Source organism: Terrisporobacter othiniensis (assembly GCF_000808015.1).
Classification (GTDB): domain Bacteria; phylum Bacillota; class Clostridia; order Peptostreptococcales; family Peptostreptococcaceae; genus Terrisporobacter; species Terrisporobacter muris.
Genome location: NZ_JWHR01000007.1, coordinates 1 through 18,673 on the forward strand (window position 1 = coordinate 1; position 18,673 = coordinate 18,673).

An 18,673-nucleotide genomic window follows, 5' to 3' on the forward strand; every position below is an offset into this window, starting at 1 on the left:
AATATACAGTTATTTCCCCAATAACTGATTACTCCCCAAATAAAATATATTCAATAAAAACCCCTTTTTATAATATATTTTAGAATCCTTACTTGATCGGTTAAAGTAAGGATTTTTTTATTTTCAAGATTTTATATTATAAAAAGACATCTATAATAGATGTCTTTTTATAATATATTCATTTTCTAAATAATATCTTCTAAAACTTTCATTTTATTAGAAACAAAATCAACTAAGTCTACTGTTCTTGAAGAATAACCCCATTCATTATCATACCATGAAACAATTTTAAACATTCTACTTCCCATTGCCATTGTTGATAATCCATCTACTATTGATGAACGGCTATCTCCCCTATAATCTATTGATACTAATGGTTCTTCACTATATCCTAAAATCCCTTTCATTTCATTTTCTGATGCTTTTTTAAATGCTGCATTTACCTCTTGTATAGTAGCATCTTTCTTTAATACACAAACTAAATCTACAAGTGATACAGTTGGTGTTGGAACCCTTACAGCAAATCCATTTAATTTTCCTTTTAATTGTGGTAAAACTTTAGCAACTGCTTTTGCAGCCCCAGTTGTAGTAGGTATCATTGATTCTCCAGCAGCTCTTGCTCTTCTTAAATCCTTATGTGTTTTGTCTAATATTCTTTGGTCATTTGTGTAAGCATGTATAGTAGTCATTAGCCCTTCTTCTATTCCAAATTCATTCTCTAATACTTTTGCAAAAGGTGCTAAGCAGTTAGTTGTACAAGATGCATTTGATATTATGTTGTGAATATCTTCATCATATTCATTTTCATTAACACCCATAACAATAGTTTTGTCTTCATCTTTACCAGGAGCAGTTATTATAACTTTTTTTGCTCCATTTTTAATATGCTTCATACAATCTTCTTTTTTTACAAACTTACCAGTAGATTCTATTACTAACTCCACTCCTAATTCATTCCATGGAATTTGACCTGGATCACCATATCTAAGTATTTTTATATCATTGTCATTTATAACTATTGTTTCTTCATCTTTGACCTTTACATCACCTTTAAATATACCATAGCAAGAATCATATTTAAATAAATGTGCTAATGTGTCTGCCTCTGCCCTAGCATTTATAGCTACTATCTCAAAGCTATCTCTTGGCATTTCCTCTACTATTCTAAGCACATTTCTTCCTATTCTTCCAAAACCGTTAATTCCTACTTTTATTTTCAAGTTTATTCCTCCCACATATCATTTATAATTATTTAGAGTATACTATATATTTATCTTTCTCTCTTTTCCCTTTATATTGCTAAAGTAAATTTAAAATCAGCAATAATATAATGTATATTAAATGTCTTATTTCGAGATAAATAGCTTATTTAGTGTGTTATATTTACAATATATAGTGTACACTATATAAATATGATACACTATTTTATATATATTTTCAATAAGTATTTAATTATTTGTATACAATAAATATTACAAAACATCATTCTTTACAAATATTCATAGTTTTTTGTATTAATTCATATACTTTTTTAAGATATTAATAGGAGTGATAAAAATGAAAATAACTCAAAATCAATATATAAATAAGTCTAAGTCAACTAAAAATATAGTTAACTCAGAAGTCCATTCACAACTTAATTATTCCTGTGATATTTCCAATGGGTATATACAAAGTAAAAACTTATCCTTATTTAATGGAGTTAGTGAAGAAATGGATTGTGGCGGAAATAGTACTTTTGAATATGCTTATTTTTTATTGTCTAACCCTAAAAAGTCCAACGTAAGCATTTATGTTAAAAACTCTATAATTACTAATTTATCCCCAAGCCCTATCATCTCCAAAGTATATTATTGTGTAGAAGATGTAGCTGGCAATTTAGATAGTTCAAACAATACAACTATAACAAATTCCAATTCAAGTGGAAGTATGCCTGCAGGCAGAATATTTTTTGGTAATGATGTTGAAAAAATATATGGTGTTTATGGTCAAAATCTAATTATACCGCCTTATAATATGTATACATCCAATGAGAATGGTGGCATAGTTATTTCTCCAGGCTTTAGTTATCTCTTTGAAATTAGCCCTGTTAAGGAAGAAATAACTTCAAACTTTGTCATGTCATTTTCATGGTGGGAAGAACCCATGTCCTCTTACTTGGACTAAGAAATTTTATAATTTTATAATTTTCCAAATAAAGAGACTCCTTTCTCTACAATAACTTAATTGTAAAGAAAGGAGCTTTTTATAAATCATATTTTACCTTAGAAAAATCAAACAGTTCATCTATGTCTGCACTTAAAATATATTTCATATACCCATCCTTTGTATCAGTATTATTTTTTCCTTTATAAATAATCCTTAGACTGTCATTATTGCTAGCATTGAAAATATTGAAAGCCAGTTCGTCACTTTCTTTGTAAAATAAATTCTTTTTATCATAATCACATCCAAAAACATATTTTATTCCATCTACTGGGCATGTGTTATTTTCAGTTATGCATATAATTTTATCTTCCTTTGGTTTTATATTCATTTTACTTATTATTGCTTCACAAGCCCTTATTCCAATGGCTAATCCTGGACATTCATGACCATGAAACTTAACAACTTCTTTCCATAATAAATTATTCATATTTCCTCCTAGATTTAATTTTATTTATTTTCTTCTTACTTTAGCTGCATTAGCATGAGCATATAATCCTTCTTCAACAGCTAAATCATGAGCCACTGGTGCCAGTGAGTTTACCGCTACTTGATTTAATCTTTGAGTAGTACATGTCTTTATAAATGTACCAACCCAAACTCCGCCTGTATATCTAGATGCTCTAAGAGTTGGTAAAGTATGATTTGTTCCTGATACATAATCTCCAAAAACCTCTGCTGATAATCCTCCTAAAAATAAAGATCCATAATTTATTAATTTATCAATTATTTCATCTTCATTTTTTAAGCTTACCTCCAAATGTTCTGGAGCATATTTATTACTAAGTTTCACTGCCTCATCTAAATTATCCACATATATTATTTCTCCATTATTTCTCCACGAAGATGATGCTATTTCTCTAGTAGGAAGGTCCTTTAAAATCTCATCTACTTTTTTACATACCTCTTCTCCTAAAATTTTATTTGTAGTAATTAAAATTCCTCTAGCACTGTAGTCATGTTCACATTGTGCTAAAACATCTGCTGCTATATAATCAGAGTTAGCTGTTTCATCTGCTATAATCAATACTTCGCTAGGTCCTGCTACAAAATCAATTCCCACACTTCCATAACATTGTCTTTTAGCTTCTGTTACATATTTATTTCCTGGACCTACTATAATATCTACTGGTTTTATACTTTCTGTTCCATAGGTAAAAGCGCCTATAGCTTGTACTCCTCCAACAGCATATATCTCATCTGCTCCTGCTATATCCATGGCAACTAAAGTTTTTGGATTTATAGAGCTACTATTTTTCATAGTTGGTGAACAAGCACAAATTCTTTTAACTCCTGCAACCTTTGCTGGAATAATTAACATTAATGCAGTAGAAAAAAGTGGATATCCTCCACCTGGCACATAAGCTAAAGCTGATTCTATAGGTATATGCTTTTGACCAAGTGTTACACCAGGATAAATTTCTTTTTCAAAGTTATTGTTAAAACTTTCTTTTTGAGCTTTAGCAAACTCTTCAATATTCTTTGATGCAACTTTAATATCTTCAATAAATTTTATATCTACTTGTTTATATGCCTTTACTATTTCATCCCTAGTAACTTTATAATTTGTTCGTGGATTTTTATCAAATTGTAAATTATACTTTCTAACCCCAATATCTTTATTAAGTCTTACTTCGTTTAATATTTCTCTTACTTGAACTTTCACTGTTTTTTCGGTTTCAATATTTTTAAACTGAGATTTTTTCAGAATTTCCATATGTATTCCTCCCATAACAACGGTATAATAAATCAAATATTTCCCTGTTTCGGTCTATATAAAAATAATCCTATCTATTTATATATTAGATGTCAACAATAATACAATTAATATAGTTTTTAAATTTAAAAAGAAGCCACTAAACTTAAATAAACCGCCTTTATACTTTTTAAATGTACAAGTGTAAAGGTGTTTTGTTTTTAATTAATTTATTATTAAATCTCTTTAACTATTAAATCTCCCATTTCTTTTGTTCCTATAACATTTCCTATTCCATTATATATATCCACAGTTCTATATCCTTTATTAATAACTTTTGTTACTGCACCTTCAATTTCTTTAGCTTCTTTTTCTAAAGAGAATGAATATCTAAGCATCATAGCTACGGATAATATTGTAGCTATGGGATTTACTATATTTTTTCCTGCAATATCAGGTGCACTTCCATGGATAGGCTCATACATTCCAAATTTATCATCTCTAAGTGATGCTGATGGCAGCATTCCTATGGAACCTGTTATCATTGAGGCTTCATCTGAAATAATATCTCCAAATATGTTATTAGTAACGATGGTATCAAATTGGCTAGGATCTTTTATTAATTGCATAGTTGCATTGTCTACATACATAAAATTCAGTTTAACTTCTTTATATTCTTCACTTAACTCATTCATTATTTTTCGCCAAAGTTTAGAGCTATCAAGTACATTTGCTTTGTCTACACAAGTTAATCTTTTTTTTCTAATTCTTGCAGTCTCAAAAGCTTTTTTCCCTATTCTTCTAATTTCATTTTCATCATACTTTTCCACATCATAAGCCACTTCTACATTATCTATAACTTCTGTTTTTCTATCACCAAAATAAATTCCACCAGTAAGTTCTCTAACTACTACAAAATCAATACCCTTTTCTACGATATCACGTCTTAAAGGAGAGGATTCTTTTATACTTTCATGCATAGTAGCAGGTCTTAAATTAACAAATAAATTGAGCCCCTGTCTTAAAGCCAAAAGACCTTTTTCTGGTCTAATGGAAGGTTCAATATTATCCCAGGCAGGTCCCCCAACTGCACCAAGCAAAACTGCATCACTTTTTTTACATTCATCTAAAGTTTCTTTTGGTAGAGGAGTCCCAAATTTATCTATGGCAACTCCTCCACCCAATACTTCTATACATTTAAAATTATGATTATATTTTTTGCCTATTTTATTTAGAACTTTTATTCCTTCATCTACAATTTCTGGTCCTACACCGTCACCTTTTATTACTGCTATTTTAAAGTCCATTATCTTTTCCCCCCAATTTTATATTTATCACTAATAATTTTAAAATTTAATTCTATTTTTATTTGATCATTGTTTTTTCAATAGACTTAATTAAGCCTCCATTTGAAATAATATTTTGCATAAACTCTGGAAAAGGTTCAGCTTTGTATTCTTCATTCTTACTTATATTTTTTATTATTCCACTATTAAAATCTATTTCCAGTTTATCTCCTTCTTCAATTTTCATAGCAGCTTCATCACATTCTAGAATAGGAAGCCCTATATTTATGGCATTTCTATAAAAAATTCTTGCAAAAGTAGAGGCTATAACACAAGATATTCCACTTTCTTTTATCGCTATTGGAGCATGCTCCCTTGATGAACCACATCCAAAGTTTTTATTTGCAACAATTATATCTCCTTCATTTACCTTTTTAGTAAAATTTTTGTCTATATCTTCCATACAATGAGATGCCAACTCTTTCATATCAGGTGTGTTCAGATATCTTGCTGGTATTATCACATCCGTATCTATATTATCTCCATATTTAAAAACTTTTCCATTTGCTAACATGTTGTATCTCCCCCTACTTCTTCACAAATTTCCTCTGGTGATGATATTTTTCCACTTATAGCCGATGCTGCTGCCACTGCTGGACTTGCCAAATAAATTTCTGACTTTACATGACCCATTCTTCCCAAAAAGTTTCTATTCGTAGTTGATACTGCTCTTTCTCCCTGTGCCAATATTCCCATATGTCCTCCTAAACACGGTCCACAAGTTGGAGTTGATATAGCCGCTCCTGCTTTTACAAGTTCAGATATATATCCTTTTTCTATCGCCTCTAAATATATACTTTGAGTCCCTGGAAATACTATACATCTCACATCTTTAGCCACTTTTTTATTTTTCATAACTTCTGCCGCTATTTTTAAGTCATTTATTCTACCATTTGTACAAGAACCTATTACTACTTGATCTATTTTTATATCTTCAGTAATTTCATCTATGTTTTTTGTATTTTCAGGTAAGTGAGGAAAGGCTACTGTAGGTCTTAACTCACTTAAATCAACTTCTATGGTTTCATCATATATGGCATCTTCATCAGCTGCGAAAATTTGATGACTTTTATCTATAGTTTTACATTCATGATTTTTAATATAGCCTTTAGTAATATCATCTACTGGAAAAATTCCATTTTTAGCCCCTGCTTCTATTGCCATATTGCAAATAGTAAATCTATCATCCATGGTTAAGTGTTTTACACCATCTCCCACAAATTCCATAGACATATATCTAGCTCCATCCACTCCTATTTTACCTATAATGTGTAAAATAATATCCTTACCACTTATCCATTTTGATGGTTTATTTTTCAAAACAAATTTTATTGCTCCAGGAACTTTGAACCAAGCCTTCCCTGTGGCCATACCTGCTGCCATATCTGTTGAGCCTATTCCTGTAGAAAATGCTCCAAGTGCCCCATAAGTACAAGTATGGGAATCAGCTCCTATTACTACATCTCCTGCTGTTACTAATCCTTTTTCAGGAAGCAAACAGTGTTCTATCCCCATATCTCCCACATCAAAGTAATTTTTTATATTTTTACAGTTGGCAAAACTTCTCGCCACTTTACATTGTTCGGCACTTTTTATATCTTTATTCGGAGTAAAGTGATCAAGAACTATAGCTACTTTACTACTATCAAATACTTTACTAACATTTAATTTTTCAAACTCCCTTATGGCAACAGGAGTTGTTATATCATTCCCAAGAACCAAGTCTAAATCAGCTTCTATTAATTGACCTTTTTTAACTTCTTTCAAATTAGCATGATCTGCTAAGATTTTTTGTGTCATTGTCATTCCCATTTTTATATCCCCCTATATTATAATCTTCATATAACTTTTGTTAATTGCATTCATTAATGCATTTATAGCTGCTGTATTTATATTTTCTGAAATTCCAACACCAAAATATGGTTCACCATCTTCTTCTATTTCCACATAAGCCACACCCTTAGCATGAGAACCATCACTCAAGGCATGTTCATGATAATTTTTAAAGCGATAATTTTTTAATTCCTTTTGTTTTAAAGCGTTATTGAAAGCATCTATTGGACCATTTCCCTCACCTTTAACTACATATTCTTCACCTTCAAAGTTGATTATAGCTTCAAGTTCTAAGATATTGTTTTCTGAGCAGTTTTTAATATCATATACATCTGAGTTTACTGAATTAATTCTATATTTTTTAAGTTTGTACGGCGTGTCAATATCTATATACCATTCATTAAATAAATCATAGATTTCTTGTGGCGATAATTCTTTTCCTCTCTTATCAGATGCTTGCTTGACAACTCGACCAAAGTATTTATGCATATTTTTAGGAATATTAAATCCAAATTCATTTTCCATAATATAAATTGCTCCACCCTTACCTGACTGAGAATTTATTCTTATAATTTCTGTATATTCTCTTCCTAAGTCGTGAGGATCAATTGGCAAGTATGGAACTTCCCATTCATAATTACCTCTTTTTTCTCTTTCAATCATACCTTTTCTTATGGCATCTTGATGTGAGCCAGAGAATGCACAAAATACCAAGTCTCCAGCATAAGGATGTCTTACATGAACATCAAGCTTTGTACACTTTTTATAAATATCTGTTATATCAGAAATATTACTAAAATCAAGTTCAGGATTCACGCCATTTGAATACATATTCATAGCAGTTGTAATTATGTCTAAGTTTCCTGTTCTCTCCCCATTTCCAAATAAAGTTCCCTCTATTCTATCAGCTCCTGCTAAAATTCCTAGCTCACAAGCCGCCACAGAAGTTCCTCTATCATTATGAGGATGTAAACTTATGGTTACACATTCTCTATTTTTCACAGTTTCACTAAACCACTCAATTTGATCAGCATAAAGGTTTGGTGTTGTCATTTCTACTGTTGACGGTAAATTTATAATCATTTTATTTTCTTTTGTAGGCTGCCAAACATCCATAACAGCTTCACAAATTTCTAGTGCATAGTCCATTTCAGTTCCTGTAAAACTCTCTGGTGAATATTCATATTGAAAATTAGTTTCAGGATATTTCTTTGCTTCTCGGTTAAAAATTTCTGCCCCCTCAACCGCTATGTCTATAATCTCTTCTTTACTTTTATTAAATACCACATCTCTTTGAAGTATTGATGTAGAATTGTATAAATGAACAATTGCTTTTTTACACCCCTTTAAAGCTTCAAAGGTTTTTACAATTAAATGCTCCCTTGATTGTGTTAATACTTGAACTGTAACATCATCTGGTATTAAATCTTCCTCTATTAATCTTCTTAAAAAATCATATTCTGTTTGTGAAGCTGAAGGAAATCCTATTTCAATTTCTTTAAATCCAACTTCTATTAACATATTAAACATTTCCATTTTTTCAGATACACTCATTGGAATTGGTAGAGATTGATTCCCATCTCTTAAGTCTACAGAACACCAAATTGGTGCTTTAATTATTTCATTATCCGGCCATTTTCTATTCTTAAAATTTTTTGGCTGAAAATTTGGTCTTTTATATTTTTTACAATTAAAACTCATAACAAATTCCCCCTTATTTTTAAATAAAACTCCACTAGTTTTTAATTAATTTTGCATATTGTATTCAATGCTAAATTATAAATTTTATAAATTCATCTTCTTACATATCTCTAGAAATAAAAATAACCCCGTCTCTATATTTAGAGACGAGGTTTAACTCTCGCGGTACCACTCTAGTTAACTTAAATAAGTTCACTTTACAATAATCATAAAGATTATTTATCTTATAACGTAGATCTACGGTTTACTCCCTGTAAACAGCTCCTAGGCAAGTTCAGAACAATCCACTGCCAAATTCCACCCACCTTTGGCTCTCTATAAGCTTCAAAATTCTTACTACTCCTATTCTTAGCTTTCTAATTATTTAACTTATTAGTAGTAATAATATACGAGACTTAATCTTACGTCAATATATTTTTCAAAATTTTCTAAATATTTTATTTAAATTTTACTTCAAGACTTCAAAAAACATTTCAATTCTTACATTTATTTATGCTTAAGGTAATTAATATTATTTTTATTTAATAGTATATATAAAGGGGTTTAATATTATAAAATTATCTAGGAAGGAGAGTATGAAATGGACGACATATACAAAGAAGCTCATAAGATAGCAAAAAATATCTATGACGAATATAAAGATGTGGATTATAAATTACAGTTTCAATTATGTTTGTCTTACCTTTCTGATAAAAAAATTAATGAGAGAATCGAAGAAATTTTAGCTGAAGTAAAAGTAAGTGAGGAAGAAGCAAGAATATTAGAAAAAGTTGAATTTTATTATAAAAACTTTTTCCATAGCGAAGAAAACCTTAAATTCAGACTTTGGCGAAGACAAGATAAAAGAAGAGTCTATTTATCTGCATCCTATATTATAAATAAGCCTTACGTAGACTTGATAAGCCACAAATTATTTGATACAAAAGAAGTTAAGAAATTTTAATAAAAAAGTGCTATCGTGCTAAAAAGTAGTGCGATACACTTTTTTACTTTTTAAATATATTGAATAATGTAAAAAGAGCTAAAACACAAACATTTAGTCATCTTGTGAAATAGCTCTATTATTTCTTCTCAATATGTTCCATCTATTATGTTAATTAAATTTTTATTTGCATTAAAGAATAAACTAGGTAAGTTTATCTATAAACCTATTTTATCATAGCTTGTGATAATACCTCATAAGAGCTTCCATCATAATTGGATGTGCATATACTCTGTCTCTTAAATAAGTATATTTGACGCCATATCAATAGCTAATTGTATTAGATGTATTATTTCGGAAGATCCATCACATATAATAGTTACTCCTAATATTTTTTCACTATCTTTATCTATTACAATTTTAATAAATCCTTCTGTTCTTCCTATTTGTTTAGCTCTTTGTATGGCCTCAATTGCCATTTTAGCTACTAAAACATCATATCATTTAACTTTTGCTTCTTTTATATTTAATCCAACTCTAGAAAAATCAGGATCTAAAAAACAATGCGTTTGGTACGTTCTGTTTATCTGTTGTTTTTCTAGTTTTATCACCATATAAATGATTCACTACTATACGATAATCATCCAGTGAGATGTAAGTAAACTGTGTCCCTCCATTTACATCACCTAATGCCCATATATTTTCTGTTGAAGTTTTTAAAATTTCATTTACTTTTATAAATTCTCTAGCATCTAATTCTAGATTAACATTTTCCAACTTTAAATTATCAATATTTGCTTTTCTACCTGCTGTCAGAAGAATTATATCACTTTCTAATTTATAATCTTTGTTATCCTTAGTATATATTAATTTAGCTATTTTATTTTCTTCTTTTATTTCATTTATAGATACATTATTTATAAATTTAACATTTCTTTTTTCAAGTATATTTATTATTTCATCGATATTATCTTCTCTTGGAAGTATAATACTGTGAGTATTTAAAGCTGTAACTTCACTACCAAAAAATCCATAAATACCTGCAAATTCAAGACCTATATATCCTGCGCCTATAATAGTCATTTTTTGTGGTAGTTTTTTAATTGCATTAACGTTTCAATTGTATAAACAACATTTTTATTATCAATTCCTTTTATATTTGGAATGGAAGGTTTTGAACCTGTATTTAAAATTTCTTTTTTATTTATTGCATCTTCATATTTTGCAAATTTTTCATCAGTGTTATTTAAATTTTCTCTTCTAATTATTCTTGCTGAATTTTCCAATGCTTTAGTTGGTATACATGCCTTATTTATACATGTTCTACTATACATATTAGGTGATTTTTCTATTAAAGCAACCTTTTGTCCTCTATTTCCCAAATCACCTGCTAAAGGCTTGCCAGCTTTTTCAAATCCTATTATTATAGTATCAAATTTATTTATCATATTAAAAGCACCTTACTCTTTATTTATTACTCTTATATATATAATATATTATTGAAGTAGCACTTCATCAATTAGGTACTTTTTTGTAACTACGATATATTTTGTAAATTTATTTTTAAGATTGCTCTTTATTTTTAACCTCTATTCTTTTTTTATCTAAATATGAAATTGCACTTAATACAGCTGTTTGTCCTTGTCCTGCTGATTTTAAGTATTGGTATGGCTTACCTGCACAATCACCTGCCACATATAAACCTTCTATGTTTGTTTTCATATCTTTATCACATTTTATATGAGGTCCATCTGCTTCAACACCTGGTACCATATATTGGGGTGATACGCTATCTTTTATTACAAAGATTCCATCTACATCTAGTTCTTGATTTCTAAGCACTAATTTATTTGCCACTTGATCGCCCTTTATTTCCTTCGGTCTATCTTCTATTATTTTTATACTATCATTAAGTTTATTTGTCATTTTATATGTTGGTATATAATAAACTTCGCTTGCTATTTCACTTAAGAAGTTTGCATCTTCTTCTCCTTCATGATTACTTCCTATAATTGCCACCTTTTTATTTCTATATAAAGAAGCATCACAAGTTGCACAGTATCCAACGCCTTTTCCTAAATACTCCTCTTCTCCTTTAATCATTTTTCCATATTCTACTCCTGTAGCAAGTACAACAGTAGTGGCTTCATACATATCATCTCCGCTAACTAAAGTAAAGTAATCTCCCATACTGTAAATATTATTAATTCTTTTTTCTGTTATTTCTACACCCATGCTTTTTACATGGGACATAAATTTATCTTTTAACTGAACACCACTTATCTCTTCAAATCCTAAATAATTTTCTATTGATGGTGCTTTTGTAATTTTAACACTTGCGTTATTACTTCCAAATATTATTATATTTTTATTTCTAACCTTAGCATTTATAGATGCTGCTAATCCTGCTGGCCCACTTCCTACTATTGCTATATCATATCTCATTCATCTTTCCTCCACATTTACACTATTATTTGAACTTGCATTATTTTCATTTATGTTTATATATTGCTCACTACCATAACCTGTTATTCCATCATATAACTTTATCTTATCTTTTCTATTTTCTATATTAGAAATATAGTATTATAAACTTCTATATGTCTAATATATCAATATTGAAAATCCCTATCAATTAGACACTTTTTTGTAACCTTAGAAATTATTTCAATTATATATGTTGCTATACATCAACTTTACAAATTATCTAAATATTTTAAATCAATATAATTTCTTCATAATAAAAAATACTGTTACATCTTAATATTTCAATGCAACAGTATTTTTTATTTATTATTTAAAATTGATTTTATTCAGTGATTTTATGTATATGTCTTACTTACTTTTACATTAAGAATTATAAGTCATATACATAGGTATTAGATATACTAACACTTTTAACAAACTAATAAATCCATATGCAACATACCACTTATCTATCTCCGTTAATCAAGTTATTTTACTTGGATAACTTGGAAATTTAGCTATATATTAAATTCCCACCCATAGAAATATTTCTATTATAGTTCATATATTAGTCATCATAAAAAACTGCTAAAAAATATAGAACTCAGATTTGCATTCCCCCTCTTGTCCTCATATTTATCATATGTACACCATATCATTCTCCACAAGATAAATATCTATGAATTTAAAGCAAGTATACATTTTAACTTTTGCTATCAATTTTATTCATGTAAAAAAAGAGCTATCATACTTATAATTAGTGCAATACTTATTTTTACATGAATAATCATTTTATAAGTATGGTTCAATTTTACTTTAGCTAATTTTCAATAATTTTCTACTTTCCTTACAATACCCTTTATCTTTTATTAAACATAAAATATTATTAATTTCATATTCTGAATCCGCATAAACCATAACAGCCAATTCATCATTATCTTCTATTACATCATATTGATCTATACAAGCATTTATAAGAGATATTATCTCTTCTTTTTTAGGAGACTTAAATCTTAACAAAACTTGGCATTTATTACTTATAGTTTTTTCAACTTCAATTTTATCTTGTGTAAATTGGTCTATATTTGCAATTCTATTGTCAAAAATATCTATAACATCTGCATAAACAGCACTTCCTGTAGGCTCTTTTCCCGCTCCTTTACCTACAAAAGATAATTCTCCCACAGAATCACCATTAAACACAACTATATTGTATTCATTATCTATTTTAGATAATAAACTATTATTATCTACAAGAACTGGTCTTACAAAACCACTAACCTTCTCATTCTTTTTATTACTTTGACCAACTAATTTAATTTTACATCCCATTTTTTTTGCATAATCCATATCTTTCATATCAATTTTTGATATTCCTTCTAAATAAAAATCTCTCCAATATACCCTTCGATTATAAGCTAAAGTTGATAAAATAGATAATTTTCTAGCTGCATCATATCCTTCCACATCAGCTTCTGGATTAGATTCTGCAAAACCAAGCTCTTGAGCCTCTTTTAGTACTTCATCATAAGGTAAACCTTCGTTATACATTTTACTTAATATAAAATTTGTAGTTCCATTTAATATGGCATACATACTTTCAATTGAATTTCCTTCTAAGGATTCTGTTAAAGGCTTAAGTACTGGAATTCCTCCTCCAACTGATGCCTCAAATCGTAAGCTTACTTTATTTTCTTTTGCTATTTTTACAAGTTTATCCCCATACTCTGCTAACATGTCTTTATTAGCAGTAACAACATTGATTTTATTTTCCAAAGCTCTTTTTATATATTCATAAGAAGGATGCAATCCTCCCATTAGTTCAACTAGGATGTCTATATTACTTTCAAATACGTCTTCTATACTTTCAGTTATTATATTTGCATATTTAGATGATTTATATTTATTTTTATTTCTTACTAATATGCTTGTTATTTCTATATTTCTTTTATTTTTATTTCCCTCAATCATTTGTACAAGACCTTTTCCTACAGTACCATATCCAAGTATAGCTATTTTCATATTAAAACCTCCTTTTTACTTTAAAAACTCATTTTACTCAATAAAAAAAGAGACCAATCCCTCATAAAGGGACGAGTCTCTCGCGGTTCCACCCAATTTAGTTTTATACATAATAAAACTCACTTTAAACTTTAACGCAGCTTACGGTTAATCTTACTAAAATCAATGAGATTACTTCAGATTACAGCTCCTAGGTAGTTTTCAATCCCTCTAATTTGAAAAACTTTTCAGCCCATGAGTTTTTCTCTCTGATAATCGAATTAGATTTACTCTTCCTATTCATTGCCTTTAAATATTAAATTGTTAAATATACAAAAATTAAAAAACTCGCCCTTATAAATAAGGACGAGATATCTTCCCGCGGTTCCACCTAAATTGATTAAAAATCCACTTAATGCTTTAACGCAGCTTACGGTTAATCTTACTAAAATCAATGAGATTACTTCAGATCACAGCTCCTAGATAGTTTTCAATCCCTCTAATTTGAAAAGCCTTACAGCCCATGAGCTTTTCTCTCTGGTAATCGAATTAGATTTACTCTTTCTAATCATCGCTTTTATAATTCTAAATTTATTTTAAATTAATATTATAAGAAATATTACTAATTGTCAAGGTATTTTTTATTTTTTTAATCTATATAATATATTAAAAATTATTGTAAAATGTTACAAATTTATCTTATACTTCTTTTATATAGCCTAGCATTTATTTCGCATCCAATTAAAATAGTCCAACTACTTAAATAAACCCAAGTCATTAGCACTATAATGCCACCTAAACTCCCATAAATAATATCGTATCTTGCAAAGTTATTTGAATAAAATGAATAACAAAAAGATGCTATTAACCAACATAAGGTCGATACTATAGCTCCAGGTAGTACTTGTTTAAAAGATAATTTTTTATTCGGAGTAAATCTATAAAGATTCATTAAAATTATGATAACAGTTATAACTCCAACTATATATCTACATAAATTCCAAATATACATAAAATATTGATCTAGACCGATTAAGTTAAATAAAAATGAGCCCAATTCTTCGCCAAATACTAAAAATATCATAGATGTAAAAATCAATACTACTATCATAATTACAAATACTAAAGATATAAATAATACCTCAAAATATGGTCTTGTTTCTCTAATATTATAAGATCGATTCATACCTCTAATCAGTGATAAAACTGCCCTAGACATGGTATACATAGCTAGAATAAAACTTAATATTAAAAAGCTAAAACTTCTATTTTCTATTGCAGATTGTATTAATGATGATACTATATTAAAAGCACTTAATGGTAGTATTTTTTTCAATAAAAATATATATTTACTTAGCTTAATTATAGGAGTATAAACTACTAAACTTATAGTAAATATTAAAAAAGGAAAGAAAGATAATAATAAGTAAAATGACATTTCAGCTGCTTTAGAGTTTATCTCTCTATAATTAGAATATTCCATAAGAAATTTTATTTTCTTACTATAAGTTTGAATTCTACGATTAAATTTATTATTCATTTTATCCCTCCTATCCTATATATTTGTATTTACTTTATTTTACTACAATTACAAATATAGTATTATTATGTCCGTTTAAATATTTAATTTATACTTAATACTCTATATGTCTGATGCCTCATATTCCGTATTATCATATATATTATAGACCTTACTATACTTATACCAATTCCGCTTTCAAAAACAAAAAAGTAATGCTTTTTTGATATTTTATAATCAATAACCATTACTTTTTTAATATCTATAAAAATCATGCTCAACATAAATATGTTTGTTGTATCATAATCATAATTATATTTTTATTACATTAATTTGTTTAATATTTCATTTATACTTAATTTAATTCCATCTACTTTTTTATCGCACTCAGATTTATCTTTCCCTTTTACTGCCACATAGAATTTAAGTTTTGGCTCAGTTCCAGAAGGTCTAACTGCAACCCAAGATTCATCTTCTAAGAAATATTTCAATACATTCGACTTTGGTAAATTATCTATACCATTTGCAAAATCTTTTACTTCCACAACTTTCTTATCATTTATAGTTTTTATATCATTATTTCTGAAATAAGATATTATTTCCTGTATCTTTTCTAACCCTTCTATTCCTGCTAAAGTTAAAGATATAGTTTCTTCTTTAAAGTATCTATATTTCTTGTATAACTCTTGTAATCCTTCATATAAGCTCATACCTTTTGAGTAATAATATGCAGCCATTTCAGATATTAATAATGATGCAACCACTCCATCTTTATCTCTTGCGTGAGTTCCAACTAAGTAACCATAACTTTCTTCGTATCCAAATAAATAAGTCTTGTCATTGTTCTCTTCGAATGATTTTATCTTCTCACCTATAAATTTGAATCCTGTAAGCACATTCATAACTTCCACATTATTTGCCTTAGCTATATCTGCACCAAATTCAGAAGTAACTATAGTTTTTATAAGTACTGAATTGTCTTTTAATTTATTTTCTTCTTTTTGACCTTCTATTATATAATTTGTTAACATTCCACCTATTTGGTTTCCTGTAAGAAGTGCATAATCCCCACTAGTAGTTTTTACAGCAACCCCCACTCTATCACAGTCTGGATCTGTTGCTATTACTAAATTAGCCCCTTCTTTTTTAGCAAGTTCTATTCCTCTAGTTAATGCTTTTTGGTCTTCTGGGTTTGGATACTCAACTCCAGCAAAGTTTGGATCTGGCATTTCTTCTTCTTTTACAACAAGAACATTTTCAAATCCAGCTTCTTTTAGTGCTCTTTTTACAGGTACATTTCCAGTTCCACAAAGTGGTGTATAAACTATTTTAAATTCTTTTCCCACATTTTTTATTAAATCTTTTCTGATTACTTGTTTTTTAACCGCTTCAATAAAATCAGTATCTTGTTTTTCATCTAACATTATTACTAGATCTTTATTTTCTTCAGTCAATGTTGGAATTGTTGAATAATCTTCTATAGAATTTATTTCTTCAGTTATAGCATTTGCTATTTCTGGCATTACTTGTGCCCCATCTTCCCAATATACTTTGTATCCGTTATATTCTGGTGGATTGTGACTTGCAGTTATAACTATACCTGCTATTGCTTTTAGGTTTCTTACTGCGAAAGAAAGTTCTGGTGTAGTTCTTAAGCTATCAAATATATAAGCTTTTATGCCACAAGCAGCTAAAGTATTTGCAGACTCTAAGCAAAATTCTCTAGACATAAATCTATTATCATGAGCTATAACTACTCCTCTTTCCTGCTCTTCTTTAGTCGTATTTTTTAATATGTAGTTAGCTAGTCCAAAAGTAGCTCTTCTAACAGTATATATGTTTATTCTATTAGTTCCTGCTGCTATTACCCCTCTAAGCCCCGCTGTTCCAAACTCTAAATTTTTATAGAATCTATCTTCTATTTCCTTCTCATTCTCTTTTAAATTAATTAATTCTTCTCTAGTCTTTTCATCAAAATATTTATTGCTTATCCAACTATTATATTTGTTACTATATGACATCTAAAATACTCCTTTATCTTTTTACTTTTTATTCATACTATATATTTTATCCTTATTTTTATATTTAGTAAATATGAAGCATTAATTTATAAAATATTTTTTCCTACAAAATAAAAAAGTATTAGATCAAGTTTTATCTCGACCTAACACTTTAATTTATCCAACTATATAAATATCTATATTTCTTACTCCCCAACTATAGCAAGCAGAAGAGCTATTCATAAATATATCTATTCTATTTCCTTTTATTCCACCACCGCAGTCTTCTGCTACAAATGTCATATTAAATTTAGGTATATATACCTTTGTTCCATAAGGTATTATTCTGGGGTCAACTGCAATAGTCCCCCATCTTGGACGTGTTCCAGTAGAAGTAATACTATCACCACTATACGCAGTAGCAGATACTATCATTTTATCGCCTTTAATGTTAGAGTTATGGTTTGATATTGATAACTTTTGTGATGAATTTACAGAACTAGCCATATAACTTGTATCTGTTCCTTTTATAACTACCTTATTGACAGGCTCTTCTCTTATTATTTCTTTACTTGCTACCCTTGATACCAACTTACCATCATGATATACTTCTTCATATATTATAGTTTTTCTTCCGTCTTTTCCTTCTTGAGTAACTTTTATAACTCCTTTTGGTAAAGAATTATCCTCTTTAACCTTAGTTTTATATGCTATTCTTGAATGCTCACTAACAGTAATTTGTTGCACATATGTAATTTTTATATCCATATAATCTTTCAACTTACTATTAACACTAGGATATATAATATCATCTTCATCATAATATATATTATTTTCACTTAACAGTTCTTTCACTGTCTTGCAATAAGAATCTACAGTTATTTTTTCACCATCAACTTGTAAAACTATTTGTTCTTTTTTAAATACAAAATATGATGTAAGAAGAACACAAAAAGTTACAGTAATTAACAAACTCCTTAAAAT

The 18,673-nt window shown here is 28.6% G+C and carries 15 protein-coding genes, 1 pseudogene and 3 other annotated features; of the genes and pseudogenes, 2 read left to right on the forward strand and 14 right to left on the reverse strand.

From position 1 onward, the window contains the following. Positions 1-185 precede the first annotated feature (185 nt). Positions 186-1,220 (reverse strand): type I glyceraldehyde-3-phosphate dehydrogenase, encoded by a 1,035-nt coding sequence (gap, locus tag QX51_RS00705; RefSeq protein ID WP_039677980.1) that lies wholly within the window; start codon positions 1,218-1,220, stop codon positions 186-188. A gap of 337 nt (positions 1,221-1,557) precedes the next feature. On the opposite strand from gap, the gene QX51_RS00710 reads away from it, so the two are divergent. Further along, on the forward strand, positions 1,558-2,166 hold the full coding sequence (locus tag QX51_RS00710) for a DUF6143 family protein (RefSeq protein ID WP_039677981.1): 609 nt from the start codon (positions 1,558-1,560) through the stop codon (positions 2,164-2,166). Positions 2,167-2,245: 79 nt separating this feature from the next. Here QX51_RS00710 and QX51_RS00715 read toward each other — a convergent pair whose 3' ends face one another. The 6 genes from QX51_RS00715 to leuA all read right to left on the reverse strand — a co-directional run bounded on the left by QX51_RS00715 (position 2,246) and on the right by leuA (position 8,781). Continuing rightward, positions 2,246-2,635 carry a formylmethanofuran dehydrogenase subunit E family protein gene (locus QX51_RS00715; RefSeq protein ID WP_039677993.1) on the reverse strand — a complete coding sequence of 130 codons (390 nt, stop codon included), beginning with the start codon at positions 2,633-2,635 and terminating at the stop codon, positions 2,246-2,248. A gap of 24 nt (positions 2,636-2,659) precedes the next feature. Next, positions 2,660-3,922: a histidinol dehydrogenase gene (gene hisD / locus QX51_RS00720; protein ID WP_039677982.1), complete on the reverse strand. Its 1,263-nt coding sequence runs from the start codon at positions 3,920-3,922 to the stop codon at positions 2,660-2,662. A 215-nt stretch (positions 3,923-4,137) separates the two neighbouring features. Then, the gene (gene leuB / locus QX51_RS00725; RefSeq protein WP_039677984.1) at positions 4,138-5,208 is read right to left on the reverse strand and encodes a 3-isopropylmalate dehydrogenase; all 1,071 of its coding nucleotides are present in this window, start codon (positions 5,206-5,208) and stop codon (positions 4,138-4,140) included. A gap of 58 nt (positions 5,209-5,266) precedes the next feature. Beyond that, on the reverse strand, positions 5,267-5,761 hold the full coding sequence (gene leuD / locus QX51_RS00730) for a 3-isopropylmalate dehydratase small subunit (RefSeq protein WP_039677985.1): 495 nt from the start codon (positions 5,759-5,761) through the stop codon (positions 5,267-5,269). Beyond that, positions 5,755-7,059, reverse strand: coding sequence for a 3-isopropylmalate dehydratase large subunit (leuC, locus tag QX51_RS00735; RefSeq protein ID WP_039677986.1), 1,305 nt, complete (start codon positions 7,057-7,059; stop codon positions 5,755-5,757). Before leuC ends, leuD begins: the two co-directional genes overlap by 7 nt. A gap of 12 nt (positions 7,060-7,071) precedes the next feature. Beyond that, a complete protein-coding gene (gene leuA / locus QX51_RS00740) occupies positions 7,072-8,781 on the reverse strand; it encodes a 2-isopropylmalate synthase (RefSeq protein ID WP_039677987.1) in 1,710 nt (569 codons plus the stop codon). Positions 8,782-8,920: 139 nt separating this feature from the next. Beyond that, positions 8,921-9,140, reverse strand: a binding site (T-box leader). Positions 9,141-9,361: 221 nt separating this feature from the next. Between leuA and QX51_RS00745 the strand changes: the two genes are divergently transcribed. After that, positions 9,362-9,724 carry a hypothetical protein gene (locus QX51_RS00745; protein WP_039677988.1) on the forward strand — a complete coding sequence of 121 codons (363 nt, stop codon included), beginning with the start codon at positions 9,362-9,364 and terminating at the stop codon, positions 9,722-9,724. Positions 9,725-10,002: 278 nt separating this feature from the next. On the opposite strand, the gene QX51_RS20990 is transcribed toward QX51_RS00745, so the two are convergent. From QX51_RS20990 to QX51_RS00775, 7 genes and pseudogenes are all read right to left on the reverse strand, one after another. Next, positions 10,003-10,182, reverse strand: coding sequence for an oxidoreductase dimerization domain-containing protein (locus QX51_RS20990; protein ID WP_242842660.1), 180 nt, complete (start codon positions 10,180-10,182; stop codon positions 10,003-10,005). Between the two features lie 67 nt (positions 10,183-10,249). Beyond that, positions 10,250-11,151: pseudogene (locus QX51_RS21525) on the reverse strand (FAD-dependent oxidoreductase). A gap of 115 nt (positions 11,152-11,266) precedes the next feature. Then, positions 11,267-12,148 (reverse strand): NAD(P)/FAD-dependent oxidoreductase, encoded by an 882-nt coding sequence (locus tag QX51_RS00755; RefSeq protein ID WP_039677989.1) that lies wholly within the window; start codon positions 12,146-12,148, stop codon positions 11,267-11,269. Between the two features lie 837 nt (positions 12,149-12,985). Continuing rightward, positions 12,986-14,191: a homoserine dehydrogenase gene (locus QX51_RS00760; protein WP_039677990.1), complete on the reverse strand. Its 1,206-nt coding sequence runs from the start codon at positions 14,189-14,191 to the stop codon at positions 12,986-12,988. Positions 14,192-14,255: 64 nt separating this feature from the next. Then, positions 14,256-14,483: a binding site (T-box leader), on the reverse strand. A gap of 46 nt (positions 14,484-14,529) precedes the next feature. Then, positions 14,530-14,751: a binding site (T-box leader), on the reverse strand. Positions 14,752-14,864: 113 nt separating this feature from the next. Then, complete coding sequence (locus tag QX51_RS00765) at positions 14,865-15,710, reverse strand: YihY/virulence factor BrkB family protein (RefSeq protein ID WP_052232794.1); 846 nt, start codon at positions 15,708-15,710, stop codon at positions 14,865-14,867. A gap of 302 nt (positions 15,711-16,012) precedes the next feature. Next, on the reverse strand, positions 16,013-17,710 hold the full coding sequence (locus QX51_RS00770; RefSeq protein WP_039677991.1) for a phospho-sugar mutase: 1,698 nt from the start codon (positions 17,708-17,710) through the stop codon (positions 16,013-16,015). A gap of 156 nt (positions 17,711-17,866) precedes the next feature. Next, a partial coding sequence (locus QX51_RS00775) for a resuscitation-promoting factor (protein WP_152607188.1) occupies positions 17,867-18,673 on the reverse strand: 807 nt, incomplete at its 5' end.

Bases quoted from the DNA above. Each gene is read 5' to 3' on its own strand.
- QX51_RS00710 (WP_039677981.1), top strand. From the start codon at position 1,558: ATGAAAATAACTCAAAATCAATATATAAATAAGTCTAAGTCAACTAAA.
- QX51_RS00715 (WP_039677993.1), bottom strand. From the start codon at position 2,635: ATGAATAATTTATTATGGAAAGAAGTTGTTAAGTTTCATGGTCATGAA.
- hisD (WP_039677982.1), bottom strand. From the start codon at position 3,922: ATGGAAATTCTGAAAAAATCTCAGTTTAAAAATATTGAAACCGAAAAA.
- leuB (WP_039677984.1), bottom strand. From the start codon at position 5,208: ATGGACTTTAAAATAGCAGTAATAAAAGGTGACGGTGTAGGACCAGAA.
- leuD (WP_039677985.1), bottom strand. From the start codon at position 5,761: ATGTTAGCAAATGGAAAAGTTTTTAAATATGGAGATAATATAGATACG.
- leuC (WP_039677986.1), bottom strand. From the start codon at position 7,059: ATGGGAATGACAATGACACAAAAAATCTTAGCAGATCATGCTAATTTG.
- leuA (WP_039677987.1), bottom strand. From the start codon at position 8,781: ATGAGTTTTAATTGTAAAAAATATAAAAGACCAAATTTTCAGCCAAAA.
- QX51_RS00745 (WP_039677988.1), top strand. From the start codon at position 9,362: ATGGACGACATATACAAAGAAGCTCATAAGATAGCAAAAAATATCTAT.
- QX51_RS20990 (WP_242842660.1), bottom strand. From the start codon at position 10,182: ATGGCAATTGAGGCCATACAAAGAGCTAAACAAATAGGAAGAACAGAA.
- QX51_RS00755 (WP_039677989.1), bottom strand. From the start codon at position 12,148: ATGAGATATGATATAGCAATAGTAGGAAGTGGGCCAGCAGGATTAGCA.
- QX51_RS00760 (WP_039677990.1), bottom strand. From the start codon at position 14,191: ATGAAAATAGCTATACTTGGATATGGTACTGTAGGAAAAGGTCTTGTA.
- QX51_RS00765 (WP_052232794.1), bottom strand. From the start codon at position 15,710: ATGAATAATAAATTTAATCGTAGAATTCAAACTTATAGTAAGAAAATA.
- QX51_RS00770 (WP_039677991.1), bottom strand. From the start codon at position 17,710: ATGTCATATAGTAACAAATATAATAGTTGGATAAGCAATAAATATTTT.